The following is a 15,778-nucleotide window of genomic DNA, read 5'->3' on the forward strand; positions in this document are numbered from 1 at the left end:
GACAAAGGCGCAGATGGCGGGGTTCACGGAGACCAAGCTGCGCGGGCGGATCCTGATCGCCGGCCTGCGCCTGCGCCAACGCCCGATCGCGGTGGTGGACCTGGACGCGCGGACCGCGCCCTTCCCCACGCCGATCGCCGGTGTGATCGGCGCGGACCTGTTGTCGCCCTACGTGGTCGATGTCCGCTTCAGCCCCTGCCGCGTGGCGATCCGGCGGCCGGGTCAGGCACGAAGGTTCCCCGCTGTCGAAGTCTTGGCGATGTCCGCTGCGCGTGGGCCCGCCACGGTGCGCGCGGCGGTCGCCGACGGCCCCCACGCTCAGGCGGGGGTGATGGTGCTGTCCACCGGCTCCGACGCCCCTGTGCGGCTGTATCAGCGGGTGGCCGGCGCCTGGGGAACCAAGGAGCTGCTCCTGCCCTACGACGAGCACCGCGCCAACCTGCGCGCGCTGTCGCTGGGCGGCGCCCTGTTCGAGAACGTCCCCGCCGGGCTGCTGGCGGACGGCCCCTCCGACCGCCTGGGCATGATCGGCGCGCCGATCCTGTCGCGCTGGCGCGTGCGCTTCGACTTCCCCGGTCGCCGGGTGCTGTTGGCGACGCCTTAGCGGCGGGCGCTGATCGCCGCGCCCAGGCGCGCTTGCTGATGGCGCGCATCCTGACGCGGGGGCGACACGACCTGCGCGCCGACCCGGAAACGACCGACTAACCGCGCCAACTCCTCGGAGTCGATGCGCATGGTGCTGGCGGCGGCGTTGGTCTGCTCCACCATGGCGGCGTTCTGTTGCGTGACCTGATCCATCTGGTTCACGGCGGTGTTCACTTGACCTAGACCGGTGGCCTGCTCCTGGGCGGAGAGCGCGATCTCTGAGATCAGGCCGTCGATTTCGGTCACCTTGCTCATGATGACCTCCAGGGACTTGCCTGTTTCACCGACCAGCGTCACGCCCCGTTCCACGTGCTGGCTGCTGGAGGAGATGAGGCCCTTGATCTCCTTAGCGGCCTCCGCCGAGCGCTGGGCCAGCGCCCGCACCTCGGAGGCGACCACGGCGAAACCACGGCCAGCCTCGCCCGCGCGGGCGGCCTCGACCCCGGCGTTCAGGGCCAGGAGGTTGGTCTGGAAGGCGATCTCGTCGATCACCCCGATGATCTGGCTGATCTGGCCCGAGCTGGTCTCAATGGCGCCCATGGCGGCGACCGCCTCGCGAACAACGACGCCCGATTGCTCGGCGTCAGCCTTGGCGCCGGACGCTGCCGCCGACGCCTGCTTGGCCCCCTCGGCGCTGCGCTGAACGGTGGCGGTGATCTGGTCCAGGGCCGCGGCCGTCTCTTCCAGGCTGGCCGCCTGTTGCTCCGTGCGGCGTGAGAGGTTGTCGGCGGCGCTCGCGATTTCGTTCGATCCGTTCCGCAGACTGCCAGTCGAGGCGGCGATGGCGCCAATCGTTTCACGCATCGCGTCGATGGCCGTGTTGAAGTCGTCGCGGATCTGGCGATAGGCGCCGCCGAACTCGATCTCGATCACCGCCTGCAGATCGCCTTCCGACATGCGGCGAAGACGGTCGGCCAGGGTCGCGACCACGCGGCTCTGCTCCTCGGCGGAAGCTTGGCGCTCAGCCTCCGCGTGAGCGCGTTCGACCTCGACCTGGGTCACGTCGGTGGCGAATTTTATGATCTTGTAGGGCCTGCCGTCGGCGTTCAGCACCGGGTTGTAGGAAGCTTGGATCCAAACCTGACCGCCGCCCTTGGCGATCCGAAGAAACTTGCGGGCGACGTACTCGCCTTTGTTCAGCTGTCGCCAGAAGTCGGCGTACTCAGCGCTCGACGCCTCGGCGGCCGACACGAACATGCGGTGATGGCGACCCTCGACCTCGGCTGACGTGTAGCCCAGCGCGCCCAGGAAGTTGGTGTTCGCTCTCAGGATCGTCCCATCGAGTTTGAACTCGATGACCGCCTGCGATCGCTCCATGGCCGCAACTTGGGCTTCCAGTTCGTGGACGCGCTGCGCTTCCGCACGACGCGCTTGGGCCTGCCTGGCGAAGATCATGGGTCTGGCTCCGAAACGCGCCGTTTGGGCGAACATGCCTCGGCGAACGCCAGTGTGTTCTCCCAGCCCTGGTAAATGAGACCCTAACAGAACGAGTAAGAATGCGACGGGCTGCGAGAACTGACCCTGAGCGGCGAGACTGAATGCACGCCTAGTCTGTCTACGCGACGGGCCACACCCATCAAGTGAGTAATCGTCGAAATGCCGCCACAGTCTACACACGCATCTTCGCTGAGGGCCGCATACGAAAAAGGCCCCGGAGAAACCGGGGCCTCACTTCGTCTCGTCCGAACACCCCGCCCTAGTGGGCGACGTTTCTCCAGACCCGGCGGTAGCTCCAGTAGAGTAGGCCGGTGAAGATCAGCAGGTAGCTCATGGCGGCCAGGCCGAACTGCTTGCGTTCCATCATCTTGGGCTCGGCGGCCCACATCAGGAAGGCGGCGACGTCCTTGGCCTGCTGGTCCACGGTCGAGGGCGAACCGTCGTCGAAAGTCACCTTGCCCGCCGCCAGCGGCGGAGCCATGGCCAGGACGCCGCCCGGGGGCACCGACGCGTGGTCGCCGCTCCAGGCCGAGGTCAGGTCGCCGGGGAAGTACTTGTTGTAGTACTGGCCATTGGCGACGGTCAGGCCCTTGGGCGGGCTCACATAGCCGGAACCGACCAGGGAATAGATGTAGTGGGCGCCGTGGTGGCGCGCCTTGGCGATCACCGACAGGTCCGGCGGCAAGGCGCCGCCGTTGGACGCGCGCGCCGCCGGCTCGTTCGGGAACGGGTTGGGGAAGCGGTCGGCCGAGGTGCCGGGACGCTGGACCACGTCGCCGGTTTCCGAGTCGATGTCGTTGATCTGATACTCGGCGGCGATCGACTTCACATACGGGTTGTCGTTCGCGTTCGGGTACTTGGGGTCGTAGAACGGACCGCCCTTGTCGCCGAGGTTGCGGAACGCCAGCAGGTCCATGGCGTGGCAGGCCGAGCAGACCTCCCGATAGACCTTGTAGCCCCGTTGCAGCTGGGCCTGGTCGAACTTGCCGAACGGACCTTCGAAGCTGAACTCGGCGTGCTTGAGAGGCGCCGGCGCGGGGCCGGCGGCGAGGGCGGGGCCGGCCAGGACAGCCAGCCCGAACGCCGCGAGCGCGATACCTTTACGCAGCATCTTGGGCTCAACCCCTCTTTTCAGGCGAAGCCGCGGCGCCGGCCGGCGCGTTGGCGGGATGCGAAAGCACAGGTTCGCTGATCGATTCCGGCTGCGGCAGCGGGGTCTCGGTGAGGCCCAAGACCGGCAAGACGATCAGGAAGTAGGCGAAGTAGTAGAGGGTGGCGATCCGCGACAGCCAGACGAAGCTGTTCAGGTCGGCGTCCATCAGCAGGAAGGTCGACAGACCCGGGATCACGTGATCGTCGGGCAGTTGGCCGCCGCAGTAACCCAGCACCAGGCAGGTCAGGACGAAGATCAGGAAGTAGAGCTTGGCGGTCGGACGGTAGCGCATGGAGCGCACCTTCGAGGTGTCCAGCCAGGGCAGGACGAACAGCAGGCCGATCGAGCCGAACATCATCAGCACGCCGCCCAGCTTGTCCGGAACGGCCCGGAGGATCGCGTAGAACGGCAGGTAGTACCATTCGGGCACGATGTGGGCCGGGGTCACCAGCGGGTTGGCCGGGATGTAGTTGTCGGGGTGGCCGAGCGCGTTCGGATTGTAGAACACGAAGGCCGCGAACATCAGCAGGAACACCGCGATCGCGAAGCCGTCCTTCACCGTGTAGTACGGGTGGAAGGGAACGGTGTCTTCCTTGGACTTCACGTTCACGCCGGTCGGGTTGTTGTTGCCCGGGACGTGCAGCGCCCAGATGTGCAGGCCCACGACGCCGGCGATCATGAACGGCAGCAGGAAGTGCAGCGAGAAGAAGCGGTTCAGGGTGGGATTGTCCACCGCGAAGCCGCCCCACAGCCAGGTGGTGATGGCTTCGCCGACCAGCGGCAGGGCGCCGAACAGGTTGGTGATCACGACGGCGCCGTGGAAGCTCATCTGACCCCAGGGCAGGACGTAGCCCAGGAAGCCCGTGGCCATCATCAGCAGATAGATCACGCAGCCCAGGATCCACAGCACCTCGCGCGGCGCCTTGTACGACCCGTAGTACAGGCCGCGGAACATGTGGATATAGACCGCGATGAAGAACATCGACGCGCCGTTGGCGTGCATGTAGCGGATCAGCCAACCGTAGTTGACGTCACGCATGATGTGCTCGACCGAGGCGAAGGCGTGATCGACGTGCGGCACATAGTGCATCGCCAGGATGACGCCGGTCACGATCTGGATGCCCAGGCAGACCGCCAGGATGCCGCCGAAGGTCCACCAGTAGTTCAGGTTCTTCGGGGTCGGGAAGTCGATCATGCTGTCGTACGCCAGGCGCACGACGGGCAGACGGGTGTCGAGCCAGCGCTCGATCCCGGTCTTCGGTTCGTAGTTGGAATGTCCGCTCATCGGTCTCAGCCCACCTTGACCTTGGTGTCGGAAAGGAACGCGTATTCCGGCACTTCCAGGTTCTTCGGCGCCGGACCCTTACGGATGCGCCCCGAGGTGTCGTAGTGCGAACCATGGCAGGGGCAGAACCAGCCGCCGTAGTCGCCGCCGCCGAAGGTCGGGACGCAACCCAGGTGAGTGCAGGTTCCGACCAGCACCAGCCATTGGGCCTTGCCCGGCTTGTGCCGTTCCTCGTCCGTCTGCGGATCGCGCAGGCTGGCGTTGTCGTCCTTCACCGCCGCGGCGATTTCCGCCCCGGTGCGGCTGCGCACGAACAGCGGCTTGCCCCGCCACTTCAGCGTCACCTGCTGGCCCTCGGCGACCTTGGTCAGGTCGAACTCGATCGAGGCCAGCGCCAGGGTGTCGGCCGAGGGGTTCATCTGGTCGATGAACGGCCAGGCCAGACCCACGGCGGCTCCGCCGGCGGCGACAGCCGCGGCGATGTGAATGAAATCGCGCCGGTTCGGGTCTTCGCCCGCGGCATGAGTATCGGGATTTGCGCCCACGACGGTGTCGGCCACCTTAAAGCTACCCTTCGATCAGGGGCCGCGAAGCGCGACCCTTCGGACGTTCCTGGAAAATGCCAGGTCGATCCCGCCTTCGACCCCGCCCAGACGTTCTGGTAAGGGGCCATCGGAACTTTCAACGCTGTTGCAAGGCGAAGCCACCGGAATAGCTGGTCGACCGAGGTCGCGGCCCGCCTTCCGTGATTCGCCCCTTGCCCCGGCAAATCCCGTGGCTGGATCGCTTAGAATGCTGCTGGCGCTTTTTCAACCGGACATTCCGCAAAACCTTGGCGCGGCTCTTCGTCTCGGGGCCTGTCTGGGGGTGCCCGTGCACGTCATCGAGCCCTGCGGCTTCCCCCTTTCGGACCGCGCGATCGCCCGCGCGGCCATGGATTACGGCGATCCGGCCGATGTCGTGCGCCATGCGGGATGGGCTGACTTCGCCCAGGCGGGGCTGGGCCGCACCGTGCTCTTCACGACGAAAGGTGCGACGCCGCTGCACGAATTTCGGTTTCGGCATGACGACGTTCTCCTGTTCGGCCGCGAGAGCGCCGGGGTTCCGGACGAGGTTCACGAGGCGGCGCAGGCTCGGGTGATCATCCCGCTGACCCCGGGCCGGCGTTCGTTCAACGTCACGGTGTCTGCGGCGATTGGCCTTTCGGAGGCGTTGCGCCAGACCGGCCTATTCCCTAAGCCCTTGGCCTCATGAGCACCCTGCCTCCCGAGATCGACGCCCGGCGCGGCCGCGCCAAGGAATGGTTCGAAGCCCTGCAGACGCGCATCTGCGCGGAACTTGAGCGACTGGAGGAGGAGGCCCCCGCCGACCTCTATCCCGGCGAACCGGGCGCCTTCGACATGCGGCCCTGGACGCGGGAGACCGGGGTCGGCGGCGGGATCGGCGGTCATCTGAAGGGCCGGCTGTTCGAGAAGGCGGGCGTCCACACCTCCGCGGCCCTGGCGCGCTTCTCGCCCGAGATGGCCGCCACCATGCCGGGCGCGGACAAGGACCCGACCTATGTGTCCGCCAGCATCAGCCTGATCGTGCACCCGCGCTCGCCGCGCATGCCGACCGTCCACATGAACACCCGCTTCCTCTCCACCGCCGAGAGCTGGTTCGGAGGCGGCGCCGACCTCACACCCATGATCGAGGAGCAACGGAGCCAGGACGCCGACGACGCCCGCCTGTTCCATGCCGCCCTGAAGCAGGCCTGCGACGCCTTCGATCCCGAGTGGCACCCGAAATACAAGGCCTGGTGCGACGAGTACTTCTACCTGCCCCATCGCAAGGAGACGCGCGGCGTGGGGGGCATTTTCTACGACCGTCACAACAGCGGAGACTTCGAGACCGACTTCGCCTTCACCCGCGCGGTGGGCGAGGCCTTCCTGGAGGTCTATCCCAAGATCGCCCGCCATCGCATGAGCGAGCCCTGGACCGAGGCCGACCGTCAGGAGCAGCTTGTCCGCCGCGGCCGCTATGTGGAGTTCAACCTGCTTTACGACCGCGGGACGATGTTCGGCCTGAAAGCCGGGGGGAATATCGACACCATCCTGTCTTCCATGCCGCCCATGGTGGCGTGGACCTGAACCGGGGGATGCCGCCAGCAACCCGTATCCGGCCGTTCGAGCGCCAAGATATCGCGGCGCTCTACGACATCTGCCTGAAGACCGGCGACAGCGGCCAGGACGCCACCAGCCTCTATGCCGATCCGCGGCTCATCGGCGAGATCTACGCCGCGCCCTACGGTCGTCTCCAACCGGACCTGGCCTTCGTGGCGCAGGACGAACAGGGCGTGGCGGGCTACGTGATCGGAACCGCCGACACGCGCGCCTTCGAGGCCCGCCAGGAGGCCGAATGGTGGCCTCGGCTACGGAAGGTCCATCCCAGCCCGGCCGGCCCGCCCAGCACCCCCGACGAGCGGCTCGTGTACCGGATCCACCATCCTTTCGCCGTGCCGCAGCTGGTGGTCGACGCCGCCCCGGCCCACCTGCACATCAACCTCCTGCCCCGTCTCCAAGGCCAGGGCATGGGCAAGGCCCTGATCGACACGCTGCGCGACGCCTTACGCCAGGCGGGGGCCGACCGGGTCCATCTCGGCTGCGCTCCGATCAACCACCGCGCCCTGCGGTTCTATGACGTCTACGGCTTCGCCCGGCTCGAGACCGGCGGCACGGACGCGATCTGGATGACCCTCGACATCGATTAGTCCGCCGCGGCGATCGGCTCGTGGCTCGGGACCACGGGCCCGCCCGTCGGGCAGGCCGCGCCGCTGTCGATCCAGGCCTTGATGATCTCGCCGAACTGCGCCTGCGTGCCGGGCGCCGCCGTGCGGCCGGCGCCGGGGTTCCAGGCCCAGGCCACCAGGACGTCGGCGGCCATGTGCTCGTGGATCTGCGCCAGGGTCTTGCCGCCGTTGCGCGCCGGATCCTTGATCTGGCGGCAGATGTCGCCCAGCGACTTGCCCTGCCAGGCCTGCGAAGCCGGCGCCAGCGCCCACTTCGGCGCGCCGGGGATGGTGACGATGTTCGTGCCGCCCACCCAGACGTTCTTGGCCGTGTGGCACGAGGCGCATGGCAGGCCGACGGCGCCCTTGCCTTCCTTGTGTTCGCCCAGCACGCCGCGCTGGACGGCGGGCATGTGGACCTTGCGGTCGTCGCCCTGGGCCGGGCTGGAGACGGGATGGCAGTTGGCGCAGCGGGGATGGGCGATCACCTTGCCGGCCTCCTCGAACAGCGCCACCGAGCGGGCGTTGCGGTCGGCGATGGTGGTGAACGCGGTCAGCGGCCGCAAGGTGGTGCGGTCCTGCATCTCGGCCAAGACGGCGGCGGCGGGCTGGGCCGGCGGCGCCTGGGCGTCGGCGTCCAGCACCGCGAAGGCCAGGGCCGCGCAGGCGGCGCTAGCGACCAGGACGGCGATCGAGAGCTTGGTCATCGAGACGGTTCCAGACGGCGCTTGAGGGCGCGCCGTTCAAGACAACGTCAGACGCGGCCGCTTGTTGCCTGCGCCAAGAAGCCTTTCAGCCAACCGCCCACCCGCAGGCGGTCGTCGGGCTGTTCGTAGCTCATCACCGCGCGGTCGGCTTCGAGGTCGGTGTAGCGGCTGCCGCGGCGGTTCTCGATCAGCGCCTTGGCGTAGGCGGGCTCGAACTCGGGATGGAGCTGGATCGAGATGGCGCGGCTCGCCCCATAGTCCAGCATCCCTATCGGGCAGAAATCGTTGCCGCCGATCACCGTGGCGCCCGGCGGGAGGGCCACGACCTGGTCCTGGTGCGACGCCGGAACCGCGATCGGCTCATCAGCGTCGATCCAGGGGCGCGCCTCGCCCAGCCGATAGCGATGCAGGCCGACGCCCCAGCCCTTCGGCGACTTGATCACCTGCCCCCCGAATGCCTGCGCCATGATCTGGTGGCCGAAGCAGACCCCCACCAGCGGAACCTCGCCCTTGGCGGCGCGCAGGAAGTCGCTCAGCGGCGCGATCCACGGCAGCGCGTCATAGACGCCGGCCGAAGAACCGGTGACCACATAGGCTTGGCAGGCATCCGCCGTGCCCGGCAGCGCGCCGGCCGCCACGTCGTAGGTGGCGTAGTCATAGGCCTGCTCGCCGAACAGCTTGCGGAACATCGACGGATAGTCGCCGAACCGCTCGCGCACCCCGTCCGGCGGCGCGCCCGTCTCCAGGATGCCAAGTTTCAATAGGCCATGCCTTGCGCCACGGCCTTCAGCTTCTCGATCGCCGAGAACTTGTCGTCGATGAAATCGTGGTCGATCCACCAGTCCTCCACCTCGCGCAGCACCCGGCCGACCATGGGGCCCTTGGGCACGCCGGATTTCAGCACGTCCTCGCCGGTCAGGGGGAAGGGCGGCGGGGTCCAGCTTTCGGCAAGGGCCAGCAAGCCGCGCCATTGGTGGGTGGCCGCCGACTTGGTCACATTCGACCACATGAGCTTGATGCGGTCGCTGAAGGCCTGGACGCCGATCTGGTAGACGGTCCGGCGGCTCTCACGCGGGCTCATCCAAGATTTGATCTGCGGTGTCTTGCCGACCGCCGCCACAAGCCGGTCGCGGGTCTCGTTGGAAAGCCTAAGCGCCTCGGCCGCCTGGACAACGCCGATCTCGTTGTCGGGCAGCAGGGTGGCCAGCCGCAGGACCGGATCATTGACGAAGAGCTGGTCGCTTTCGATTTCCACCAGGCCGTTGAAGGCGTGAAGGTCCACGGCCGACGGCAGCAGGGCGGTGAGCACGCCGCTCTGCGCCATCAGCGCCATGGCCGGGCGCGGCTCGTCGGCGGCCACCAGCTTGAGCAGCTCCTTCGATACCCGCTCGGCGGCGAGGCTGGTGACGGACTCCTTGGCCGCCGCGATGGCCGCGAGCGCCGTGGCGTCGGGCTCGCCCTTGCCGTACCAGGCCAGGAACCGGAAGAACCGCAGGATCCGTAGATGGTCCTCGGCGATACGCGTCGCAGCGTCGCCGACGAAGACGATACGGCCGGCCTTGGCGTCGGCCACGCCCTGCCCCGTCGGGTCGGTCAGGGCGCCGGTGCGGTCGGCGTAGATGGCGTTCAGGGTGAAGTCGCGGCGCTGGGCGTCCTGCGCCCAGTCGGTGGTGAAGGCGACCACCGCGCGGCGCCCGTCCGTCGCCACGTCGCGTCGCAGGGTGGTGACCTCGAAGGGATGGCCGTCCTTCACCGCGGTGATGGTCCCGTGATCGATCCCGGTCGGCACGGCCTTGATCCCGGCGGCGGTCAGGGCGGCGATTACCTCCTCGGGCGTCAGGGTGGTGGCGATGTCCAGGTCGTCGACCGCGCCGCCCAGGATCGCGTTGCGCACGCAGCCGCCGACGAACCGCGCGCAGCCCGCGCCGCCCTTGGCCTCCAGCGCGTCCAGCACGGGGGCCGCGGTCGTCATCCAGGGCTTCAGGCCAATACTGTCGGTCACTTCGCGGGCGCTTTCTTCTCAAAATGTCCGGGCGACACGCGGCCGCCCTCCGTCACTTCGGCCGGGACATAGGTCTCGCCGCGGTTGTCCTCATGGAACACGGCCGTGGCCATCAGCGAAACCCCGACCAGCACGCCGGCCACAGCGATCAGCCAGCCCCAGGGGGTCGAGCCCATCTCCCGCCCGGTTCGCCGAGCGATCTCGCGCCAGACGTACCAACCGACGAAGGGCGTCGCCACCAACAGCAGCCGCCAGAGGATGAGGCTAAGCAACGGCGGCGCCATACAGCCGGTCGTAGAGGGCCCGCAGCATGCCCGCCGTCGCGCCCCAGATGTACTGGTCCTCGTGGGTCATGGCGTAGAACCGCCGCTTCTGCCCGTCCGGCGCCTCGCGCTCGTGCTCCTCGTAGTTGACCGGATCCATCAGGAACCCGAACGGGGTCTCGAAGATGTCGGCCACCTCGTCGGGATTGGCGGTGAGGGTAAAGCCTTCCCGCACGAAGCCCACCACCGGGGTCACAAGATAGCCGGTGCCGGTCCGATACGGCGAAGACAACCCGGCCAGGGAGACGAAGTCGGGATGCAGGCCCACCTCCTCGTGCGCCTCGCGCAGAGCCGTCTGCCAGACGGTCTCGCCGGGATCGCAGCGGCCGCCCGGCAGGGCGACCTGGCCGGTATGGCGTCGCATGGTGTCCGAGCGCCGGGTCAGCAGCACCGAGAATCCGTGATCGCGCTGGATCAGCCCCACCAGCACCGCTGCGGGTGTCAGTTCGACCGGCTCATTGGGAAAGGCGTTGGGCGTCAGGTCGAAGTCGGAGGTCGCGTGGGAGGCCTCGCGGTGCTCCAGCGGGTCCAGGTGGCGTTCGATCCAGGCGCGCAGCTCGCCCGGCGCGGAATGGGGGCTCACAGCTGGTGCGCCCCCGCCGGCCCCACCGGAAACCAGGCCCCGTTCGACGCCACGCCCAGGCGAGGCCCTTCCGGCGTCTCGCGCTCCTGCGCCATCTCGACCAGTTCGTAGAACACCGGCCGGGCGATCAGCGCCTCCAGCCCGCGTCGGACGTGTAGGTAAGGCCTGGGTTCGCCGGTGGCCTCATCCATCTCGACCCGGATCTCGTTCTCCGGCCCCGCCTCGACCTCGTCGCCGACGTTTGTGAGGAATTTCAGTGTCTCGCCGACCTGGTCGACGCGCGTGGCGATGAACGGCGCGTCCTCGACGGTGATCCGCATCTTCTCCACCGGGGTCACCAAGTGGAAGCCATCGGGGTCCTTGCGCAGCACGGTGGAGAACAGCCGCACCAGGGCCTCGCGGCCGATGGGCGTGCCCTCGTGGAACCACAGGCCGTCCTTCTTGATGACGATGTCGATCTCGCCGCAGTGGGCGGGATTCCAAAGGTGCACGGGGGGCAAGCCGCGCCCCGGAGCCTGGGCCTTGGCCGCAGCGATCACGCCTTCGAGTCCGGGTTTGTTGTCCGCCATGGGATGAAGGTAGGCCCGCCCGCCCCCGGTCTCAACCACGACGCTGGGGAACCTCCGCGTTCCGGCGCCCGCAGTCCTCGGCAAAAAAATTTCGGAGGCTGTCGATCCAGCAGAAGTTCGCTCGTCATCTGGGTGTAAGCGGCTTGGGCCGCCATGGATCACAGGAGATAGGACGATGCGCGTAGTGGTGCTTGTTAAGGCGACGGCCGACAGCGAAGCGGGGATCATGCCCTCGACCGAAATGCTCCAAGCCATGGGCAAGTACAACGAACAGTTGGTCGACGCCGGCGTCATGCTGGCAGGCGATGGCCTGAAGCCCTCAAGCCAGGGCAAGCGCGTGGCCTTCGACGGACCCGGCCGCACGGTCATCGACGGCCCCTTCGCCGAGACCCGCGAACTGGTCGCCGGGTTCTGGATCTGGGAGGTCAAGGACATGGACGAGGCGGTCGAGTGGGTGCGTCGCTGCCCCAATCCCATGCTCGGCCCCAGCGAGATCGAGATCCGCCCGGTGTTCGAGGCCGCCGACTTCGGCGAAGCCGTGACCCCCGAGGTCGCCGAGCTGCACGAGCGGACCCGCGACAAGCTGAGTTCCTGACAGGTCCGGTCGCCGCGTTGTCTTGCCTTGCCGCACGCTCCTCCCGTTGGCGGGACGTGTGGCGGCGGCCAGGTCGTTCCCTCGCCAGTGGTCGAACTGAACCGCGCCGTGGCCCACAGCATGGCCCTCGGTCCGGAGGCTGGTCTGCGGCTCGTAGACCAGATCGACGGGCCCGCGGCCCTGCGGAACCACGCCCCCCCTTGCCGGCGGCCAAGGGCGACTTCCTGTTCCGCGCGGCCGGCTTCACCCTCAACGCGCGCGAGAAGGCCTTCCTGCTGGGACGCGCGGCGGCCTGCGACGGCTAGGCGGTGAGGGAACCCGCGAGCGCCTGCGTCCCCCGCACCAGGACGCGGCGTTGGTCCACCGGACCCGGCAGGCGAACCTCGCGACCCGGAGCGGCGGCGAAGCCGAAGCGACCGAAATAGGGCTCGTCGCCCACCAGCAGCACGACGGGGAAACCCGCGCCCTCGGCGGCGGCGCAGGCGCGCTGGACCAGCACGCCGCCGGTCCCATGCTTGCGCACGTCGGCCTCCACCGCCAGTGGCCCCAGGAAGATCACCGGCGCGCCGCCCACATGGACCTTCCACATCCGCACCGATCCGACCAGGCGCGCGCCCTCCCAGGCGCAGACCGATAGCTCGGGACGGAACTCGGCGATCTCGCGCACGCGCTCGGAGACCTTGGTGAAGCGGCCGGGTCCGAAGGCGTGATCCAGCAGGGCCTCGATGGCCTGGGCGTCCTGGGTCTGTTCGAAGCGGAAGCGAAGCGCCTGTTCGGCGGAAGGTTGGGCGATCATCTGCGACTTTTTGTGTGAAGCGTGGGCAAGGGGCCCGCCGCCTCGCAATCCCTGCGCCGGCGTCGGGTGGCTCTAGTCGGCGCGGCTGGCGCGCCCGGTTCGTCGCGATCGTCGCATGACACCGGCCTCAAGACCCTTCGGGAGACGCGGCGCATAAGGCCATGACAGCCCCCCGTCAACGACGCTCTCGTGACAAAGGCCCGACCCACACGCAAACCCCGATACGAAAACGGCCCGCCGTCGCCGGCGGGCCGTCTGTCGAAGGTCGGGCGGACGATCAGCGCGCGGCGAGCTGGTCCGAGCGCGGCGCTTGCGCCATCTGCTGCAGCTGGGCCTTGGCCGAGCGAACGGCCCCGGTCACGCAGGCGCGATAGTCCACGCCGGCCTGACCCTTGCAGACCACCTTGGCCGCCAGGTCGATGTCGGTGCTGATCTGGGCCAGCGAGCGGCCGGTGACCGGCACGCGGACCGACTTGGGATCGTTGCGGACCACGTCGATCTTCGCCTGCTGCGTGGCGGCCCGCAGGTGCGCCCGGGTGATCGCGGCGAACTGGGCGTTGGCGTCGCGAATGGCGCCGTCGACGCAAGCGCCCAGCGCCTTGCCGCAGACGGTCGCGGCGGCGGTCTTGATCTCAGCGCCGATCTGGGCGTCGGACTTGCCGGCCAGCGCGATGCGCACGGTCGGCGTCGGGGCGCTGGAAACCCGAATGTCGGCCGCGCTGGCGGGGGCGGCGATCAGGGCGGTCAGGACGGCGGCGGCGGCGAAAGTGGCGAGCTTCATCTCTTGGATTCTCCAGGTTTGAAATAGCGTCTTGGGTCGGTGAATGTTCGACGTGAGATATGGCGGAGGCCAGATAAAGCACGGTTTATTTTCGTAGTTAATTGTCAGTGTACCATCCGATGTTGGTGAAAACGGACAAAATGTCGCAGGCCTATGCCTGCATCAGGCAGGTGATTGACCTCAGATATATTCAACGTCCTCCCTCGAACTACATGAGTTGCCGAAATCTACATTTCCCGGCTCGCCGCTGACGGGCGAGCGCGGCGTGCGGCGCGGGCCCTCAGACGACGGACCGCCGTCCCCTCGGTCGCCTGAGATTGGCGGGACGTCGCCACCGCCATTGCCGCACGCCGGTTCTGCGGCCAAGTTGCGCCGCCCATGACCGAGCCCCTCCCCGACGGCCCCGCTCAACCGGTCGCGATCCGCGACCTGCTCAAGCACAGCGACTTCATGCGCTTCTGGACGGCGCGGGTGGCCGCGACGCTCGGGGTGCAGATCCAGTCGGTGGCGCTGGGCTGGCAGATGTACGCCGTGGCTCGCGAGACCATGGATGTGAAACAGGCCGCCTTCTATGTGGGCATGATCGGTCTGGCGGCGTTCATCCCGGTGCTGCTGCTGTCGCCCTTCGCCGGCGAGACGGCCGACCGCCACGACCGGCGCAAGGTGCTGCTGTGGTGCTACGCCGGCGAGATCGCCACGGCGGTGATCCTGGCGGCGGCTTCAATCCTCGACTTCGCCTCGATCCCGCTGCTGCTGTTGCTCTCGGCCCTGTTCGGCGCCAGCCGCGCCTTCATGGGCCCATCCTCCACGGCGCTGGGACCCATGCTGGTCCCGCGCAGCCTGCTGCCCCGCGCCATCGCCTGGAACTCGCTCGCCTGGCAGGGCGGCTCCATCGTCGGCCCAGCCATTGGCGGCCTGCTGCTGACCCACTCCACGGGCCTGTCCTATTCGGTCACCGTGGTCCTCTACGTCCTGGCGGCGGGCTGCGTGTTCCTGATCAAGGGAAATACTCAGCCGGAGGTCCAACCCGGCTCCCGCTGGGCGCTGATCAAGGAGGGGCTGGTCTATACCTGGACCAACAAGATCGTGTTCGGCGCCATCTCGCTGGACCTGTTCGCCGTCCTGCTGGGCGGCGCCACAGCCCTGCTGCCGGTCTTCGCCCGAGACGTGCTGCATGTGGGACCGGAGGGCTTTGGCCTGCTGCGCGCAGGTCCGGCCATCGGCGCGACCATCGTGGCCTTCATCCTGGCCAGCTATCCGATCCGGCGGTTCGCGGGGGTGACCATGTTCGCCGGCGTGGCGGTGTTTGGTATGGCCACCATCGTCTTCGGCCTCTCCAAGTCCCTGCCCCTTTCGGTGGCGGCGCTCGCCGTCCTGGGCGGCGCCGACATGCTCAGCGTCTATGTGCGCCAGACCCTGGTGCAGATCGTGACGCCGGACCAGATGCGCGGCCGGGTGGCGGCGGTGTCGTCGCTGTTCATCGGCGCGTCCAACGAACTGGGCGAGTTCGAAAGCGGCGTGGTCGCCCGGTTCTTCGGCCCGGTGGGGGCGGCGATCTTCGGCGGGGTCGGTGCGTTGATCGTCACCGGCGTCTGGGCCAAACTCTTTCCCGCCTTGCGCAAGGCCGACCGCCTCGAATAACAAACAAGCATTATTTTTAGGGAGATAGATCCATGGGCGCTCTTTCAGGAAAAGTTGTTCTCGTCACCGGAGGCGGCAACGGTATCGGCCGCGACTGCGCGCTGATCGCTGCGCAGGAAGGCGCCAAGGTCGTGGTCAACGATCTGGGCGGTAGCCTCAAGGGCGAGGACGAAGGTTCGGCGGGTCCCGCGGAGTCCGTCGCCGCCGAGATCCGCGCCGCGGGCGGCGAAGCGGTCTCCAATTCCGACAGCGTCACAGACCTGGACGCCGTCTACGGCATGGTCGAGCAGGCCAAGAAGAGCTTCGGCTGCCTGCATGCGGTGATCAATCCCGCCGGCATCCTGCGTGACGTGATGTTCCACTAGATGACCGAGGCCGAATGGGACAGCGTCATCGCCGTCCACATGCGCGGCTCGTTCAACGTGGCTCGCGCCACGATCGAGCTGTTCCGCGAGCAGAACGACGGCGCCTACATGTTCTTCACCTCGACCTCG

The 15,778-nt window shown here is 68.0% G+C and carries 19 protein-coding genes; 7 read left to right on the top strand and 12 right to left on the bottom strand.

Annotation, left to right across the window (positions count from 1 at the left end; all coding sequences use genetic code 11):
- Positions 1-604 (top strand): hypothetical protein (locus tag RMO04_RS19480; protein ID WP_309646430.1); only part of this gene is annotated, 604 nt, incomplete at its 5' end.
- On the opposite strand, the gene RMO04_RS19485 is transcribed toward RMO04_RS19480, so the two are convergent.
- The 4 genes from RMO04_RS19485 to petA form a co-directional block, all read right to left on the bottom strand.
- The gene (locus tag RMO04_RS19485) at positions 601-2,040 is read right to left on the bottom strand and encodes a methyl-accepting chemotaxis protein (RefSeq protein WP_309646431.1); all 1,440 of its coding nucleotides are present in this window, start codon (positions 2,038-2,040) and stop codon (positions 601-603) included. The two genes, RMO04_RS19480 and RMO04_RS19485, sit on opposite strands and share 4 nt — an antisense overlap.
- A 301-nt stretch (positions 2,041-2,341) precedes the next feature.
- Entirely contained in the window at positions 2,342-3,193 is an 852-nt protein-coding gene (locus RMO04_RS19490) for a cytochrome c1 (RefSeq protein WP_309646432.1), read from the bottom strand.
- A 7-nt stretch (positions 3,194-3,200) separates the two neighbouring features.
- Complete coding sequence (locus RMO04_RS19495) at positions 3,201-4,520, bottom strand: cytochrome b/b6 (RefSeq protein WP_309646433.1); 1,320 nt, start codon at positions 4,518-4,520, stop codon at positions 3,201-3,203.
- A 5-nt stretch (positions 4,521-4,525) separates the two neighbouring features.
- Complete coding sequence (petA, locus tag RMO04_RS19500; RefSeq protein ID WP_309646434.1) at positions 4,526-5,080, bottom strand: ubiquinol-cytochrome c reductase iron-sulfur subunit; 555 nt, start codon at positions 5,078-5,080, stop codon at positions 4,526-4,528.
- A gap of 232 nt (positions 5,081-5,312) precedes the next feature.
- Between petA and RMO04_RS19505 the strand changes: the two genes are divergently transcribed.
- From RMO04_RS19505 to RMO04_RS19515, 3 genes are read left to right on the top strand one after another with little or no spacing between them, the layout of a single operon-like run.
- Complete coding sequence (locus RMO04_RS19505; RefSeq protein ID WP_309646435.1) at positions 5,313-5,774, top strand: tRNA (cytidine(34)-2'-O)-methyltransferase; 462 nt, start codon at positions 5,313-5,315, stop codon at positions 5,772-5,774.
- Positions 5,771-6,649, top strand: a complete 879-nt coding sequence (gene hemF, locus RMO04_RS19510; RefSeq protein ID WP_309646436.1) for an oxygen-dependent coproporphyrinogen oxidase — start codon at positions 5,771-5,773, stop codon at positions 6,647-6,649. The genes RMO04_RS19505 and hemF overlap by 4 nt, the downstream gene beginning before the upstream one ends.
- An 8-nt stretch (positions 6,650-6,657) precedes the next feature.
- A complete protein-coding gene (locus RMO04_RS19515; protein WP_309646437.1) occupies positions 6,658-7,269 on the top strand; it encodes a GNAT family N-acetyltransferase in 612 nt (203 codons plus the stop codon).
- Here RMO04_RS19515 and RMO04_RS19520 read toward each other — a convergent pair.
- The 6 genes from RMO04_RS19520 to RMO04_RS19545 are packed head-to-tail and all read right to left on the bottom strand — an operon-like array spanning position 7,266 to position 11,471.
- Entirely contained in the window at positions 7,266-7,994 is a 729-nt protein-coding gene (locus tag RMO04_RS19520) for an Isoquinoline 1-oxidoreductase subunit (RefSeq protein ID WP_309646438.1), read from the bottom strand. The two genes, RMO04_RS19515 and RMO04_RS19520, sit on opposite strands and share 4 nt — an antisense overlap.
- 47 nt (positions 7,995-8,041) lie before the next feature.
- Positions 8,042-8,755, bottom strand: a complete 714-nt coding sequence (locus tag RMO04_RS19525) for a glutamine amidotransferase-related protein (RefSeq protein ID WP_309646439.1) — start codon at positions 8,753-8,755, stop codon at positions 8,042-8,044.
- Positions 8,752-9,966 (bottom strand): CCA tRNA nucleotidyltransferase, encoded by a 1,215-nt coding sequence (locus tag RMO04_RS19530; RefSeq protein WP_309646448.1) that lies wholly within the window; start codon positions 9,964-9,966, stop codon positions 8,752-8,754. The genes RMO04_RS19525 and RMO04_RS19530 overlap by 4 nt, the downstream gene beginning before the upstream one ends.
- Positions 9,967-9,992: 26 nt before the next feature.
- On the bottom strand, positions 9,993-10,268 hold the full coding sequence (locus RMO04_RS19535; RefSeq protein ID WP_309646440.1) for a hypothetical protein: 276 nt from the start codon (positions 10,266-10,268) through the stop codon (positions 9,993-9,995).
- Positions 10,261-10,902: a CoA pyrophosphatase gene (locus RMO04_RS19540; RefSeq protein ID WP_309646441.1), complete on the bottom strand. Its 642-nt coding sequence runs from the start codon at positions 10,900-10,902 to the stop codon at positions 10,261-10,263. The genes RMO04_RS19535 and RMO04_RS19540 overlap by 8 nt, the downstream gene beginning before the upstream one ends.
- Positions 10,899-11,471, bottom strand: coding sequence for a DUF1285 domain-containing protein (locus tag RMO04_RS19545; RefSeq protein ID WP_309646442.1), 573 nt, complete (start codon positions 11,469-11,471; stop codon positions 10,899-10,901). The genes RMO04_RS19540 and RMO04_RS19545 overlap by 4 nt, the downstream gene beginning before the upstream one ends.
- 175 nt (positions 11,472-11,646) lie before the next feature.
- Here RMO04_RS19545 and RMO04_RS19550 point away from each other — a divergent pair, with 175 nt between their 5' ends.
- Complete coding sequence (locus tag RMO04_RS19550) at positions 11,647-12,066, top strand: YciI family protein (protein WP_309646443.1); 420 nt, start codon at positions 11,647-11,649, stop codon at positions 12,064-12,066.
- A gap of 301 nt (positions 12,067-12,367) precedes the next feature.
- On the opposite strand, the gene RMO04_RS19555 is transcribed toward RMO04_RS19550, so the two are convergent.
- A complete protein-coding gene (locus tag RMO04_RS19555; protein ID WP_309646444.1) occupies positions 12,368-12,862 on the bottom strand; it encodes an N-acetyltransferase in 495 nt (164 codons plus the stop codon).
- A gap of 277 nt (positions 12,863-13,139) precedes the next feature.
- Positions 13,140-13,643 carry a hypothetical protein gene (locus tag RMO04_RS19560; RefSeq protein WP_309646445.1) on the bottom strand — a complete coding sequence of 168 codons (504 nt, stop codon included), beginning with the start codon at positions 13,641-13,643 and terminating at the stop codon, positions 13,140-13,142.
- Between the two features lie 378 nt (positions 13,644-14,021).
- On the opposite strand from RMO04_RS19560, the gene RMO04_RS19565 reads away from it, so the two are divergent.
- Entirely contained in the window at positions 14,022-15,284 is a 1,263-nt protein-coding gene (locus tag RMO04_RS19565; protein ID WP_309646446.1) for an MFS transporter, read from the top strand.
- Between the two features lie 32 nt (positions 15,285-15,316).
- Complete coding sequence (locus RMO04_RS19570) at positions 15,317-15,649, top strand: SDR family NAD(P)-dependent oxidoreductase (RefSeq protein ID WP_309646447.1); 333 nt, start codon at positions 15,317-15,319, stop codon at positions 15,647-15,649.
- Positions 15,650-15,778 lie beyond the last annotated feature (129 nt).

Origin of the sequence: Phenylobacterium sp., from assembly GCF_031412415.1 — a bacterium.
GTDB lineage: Bacteria > Pseudomonadota > Alphaproteobacteria > Caulobacterales > Caulobacteraceae > Phenylobacterium.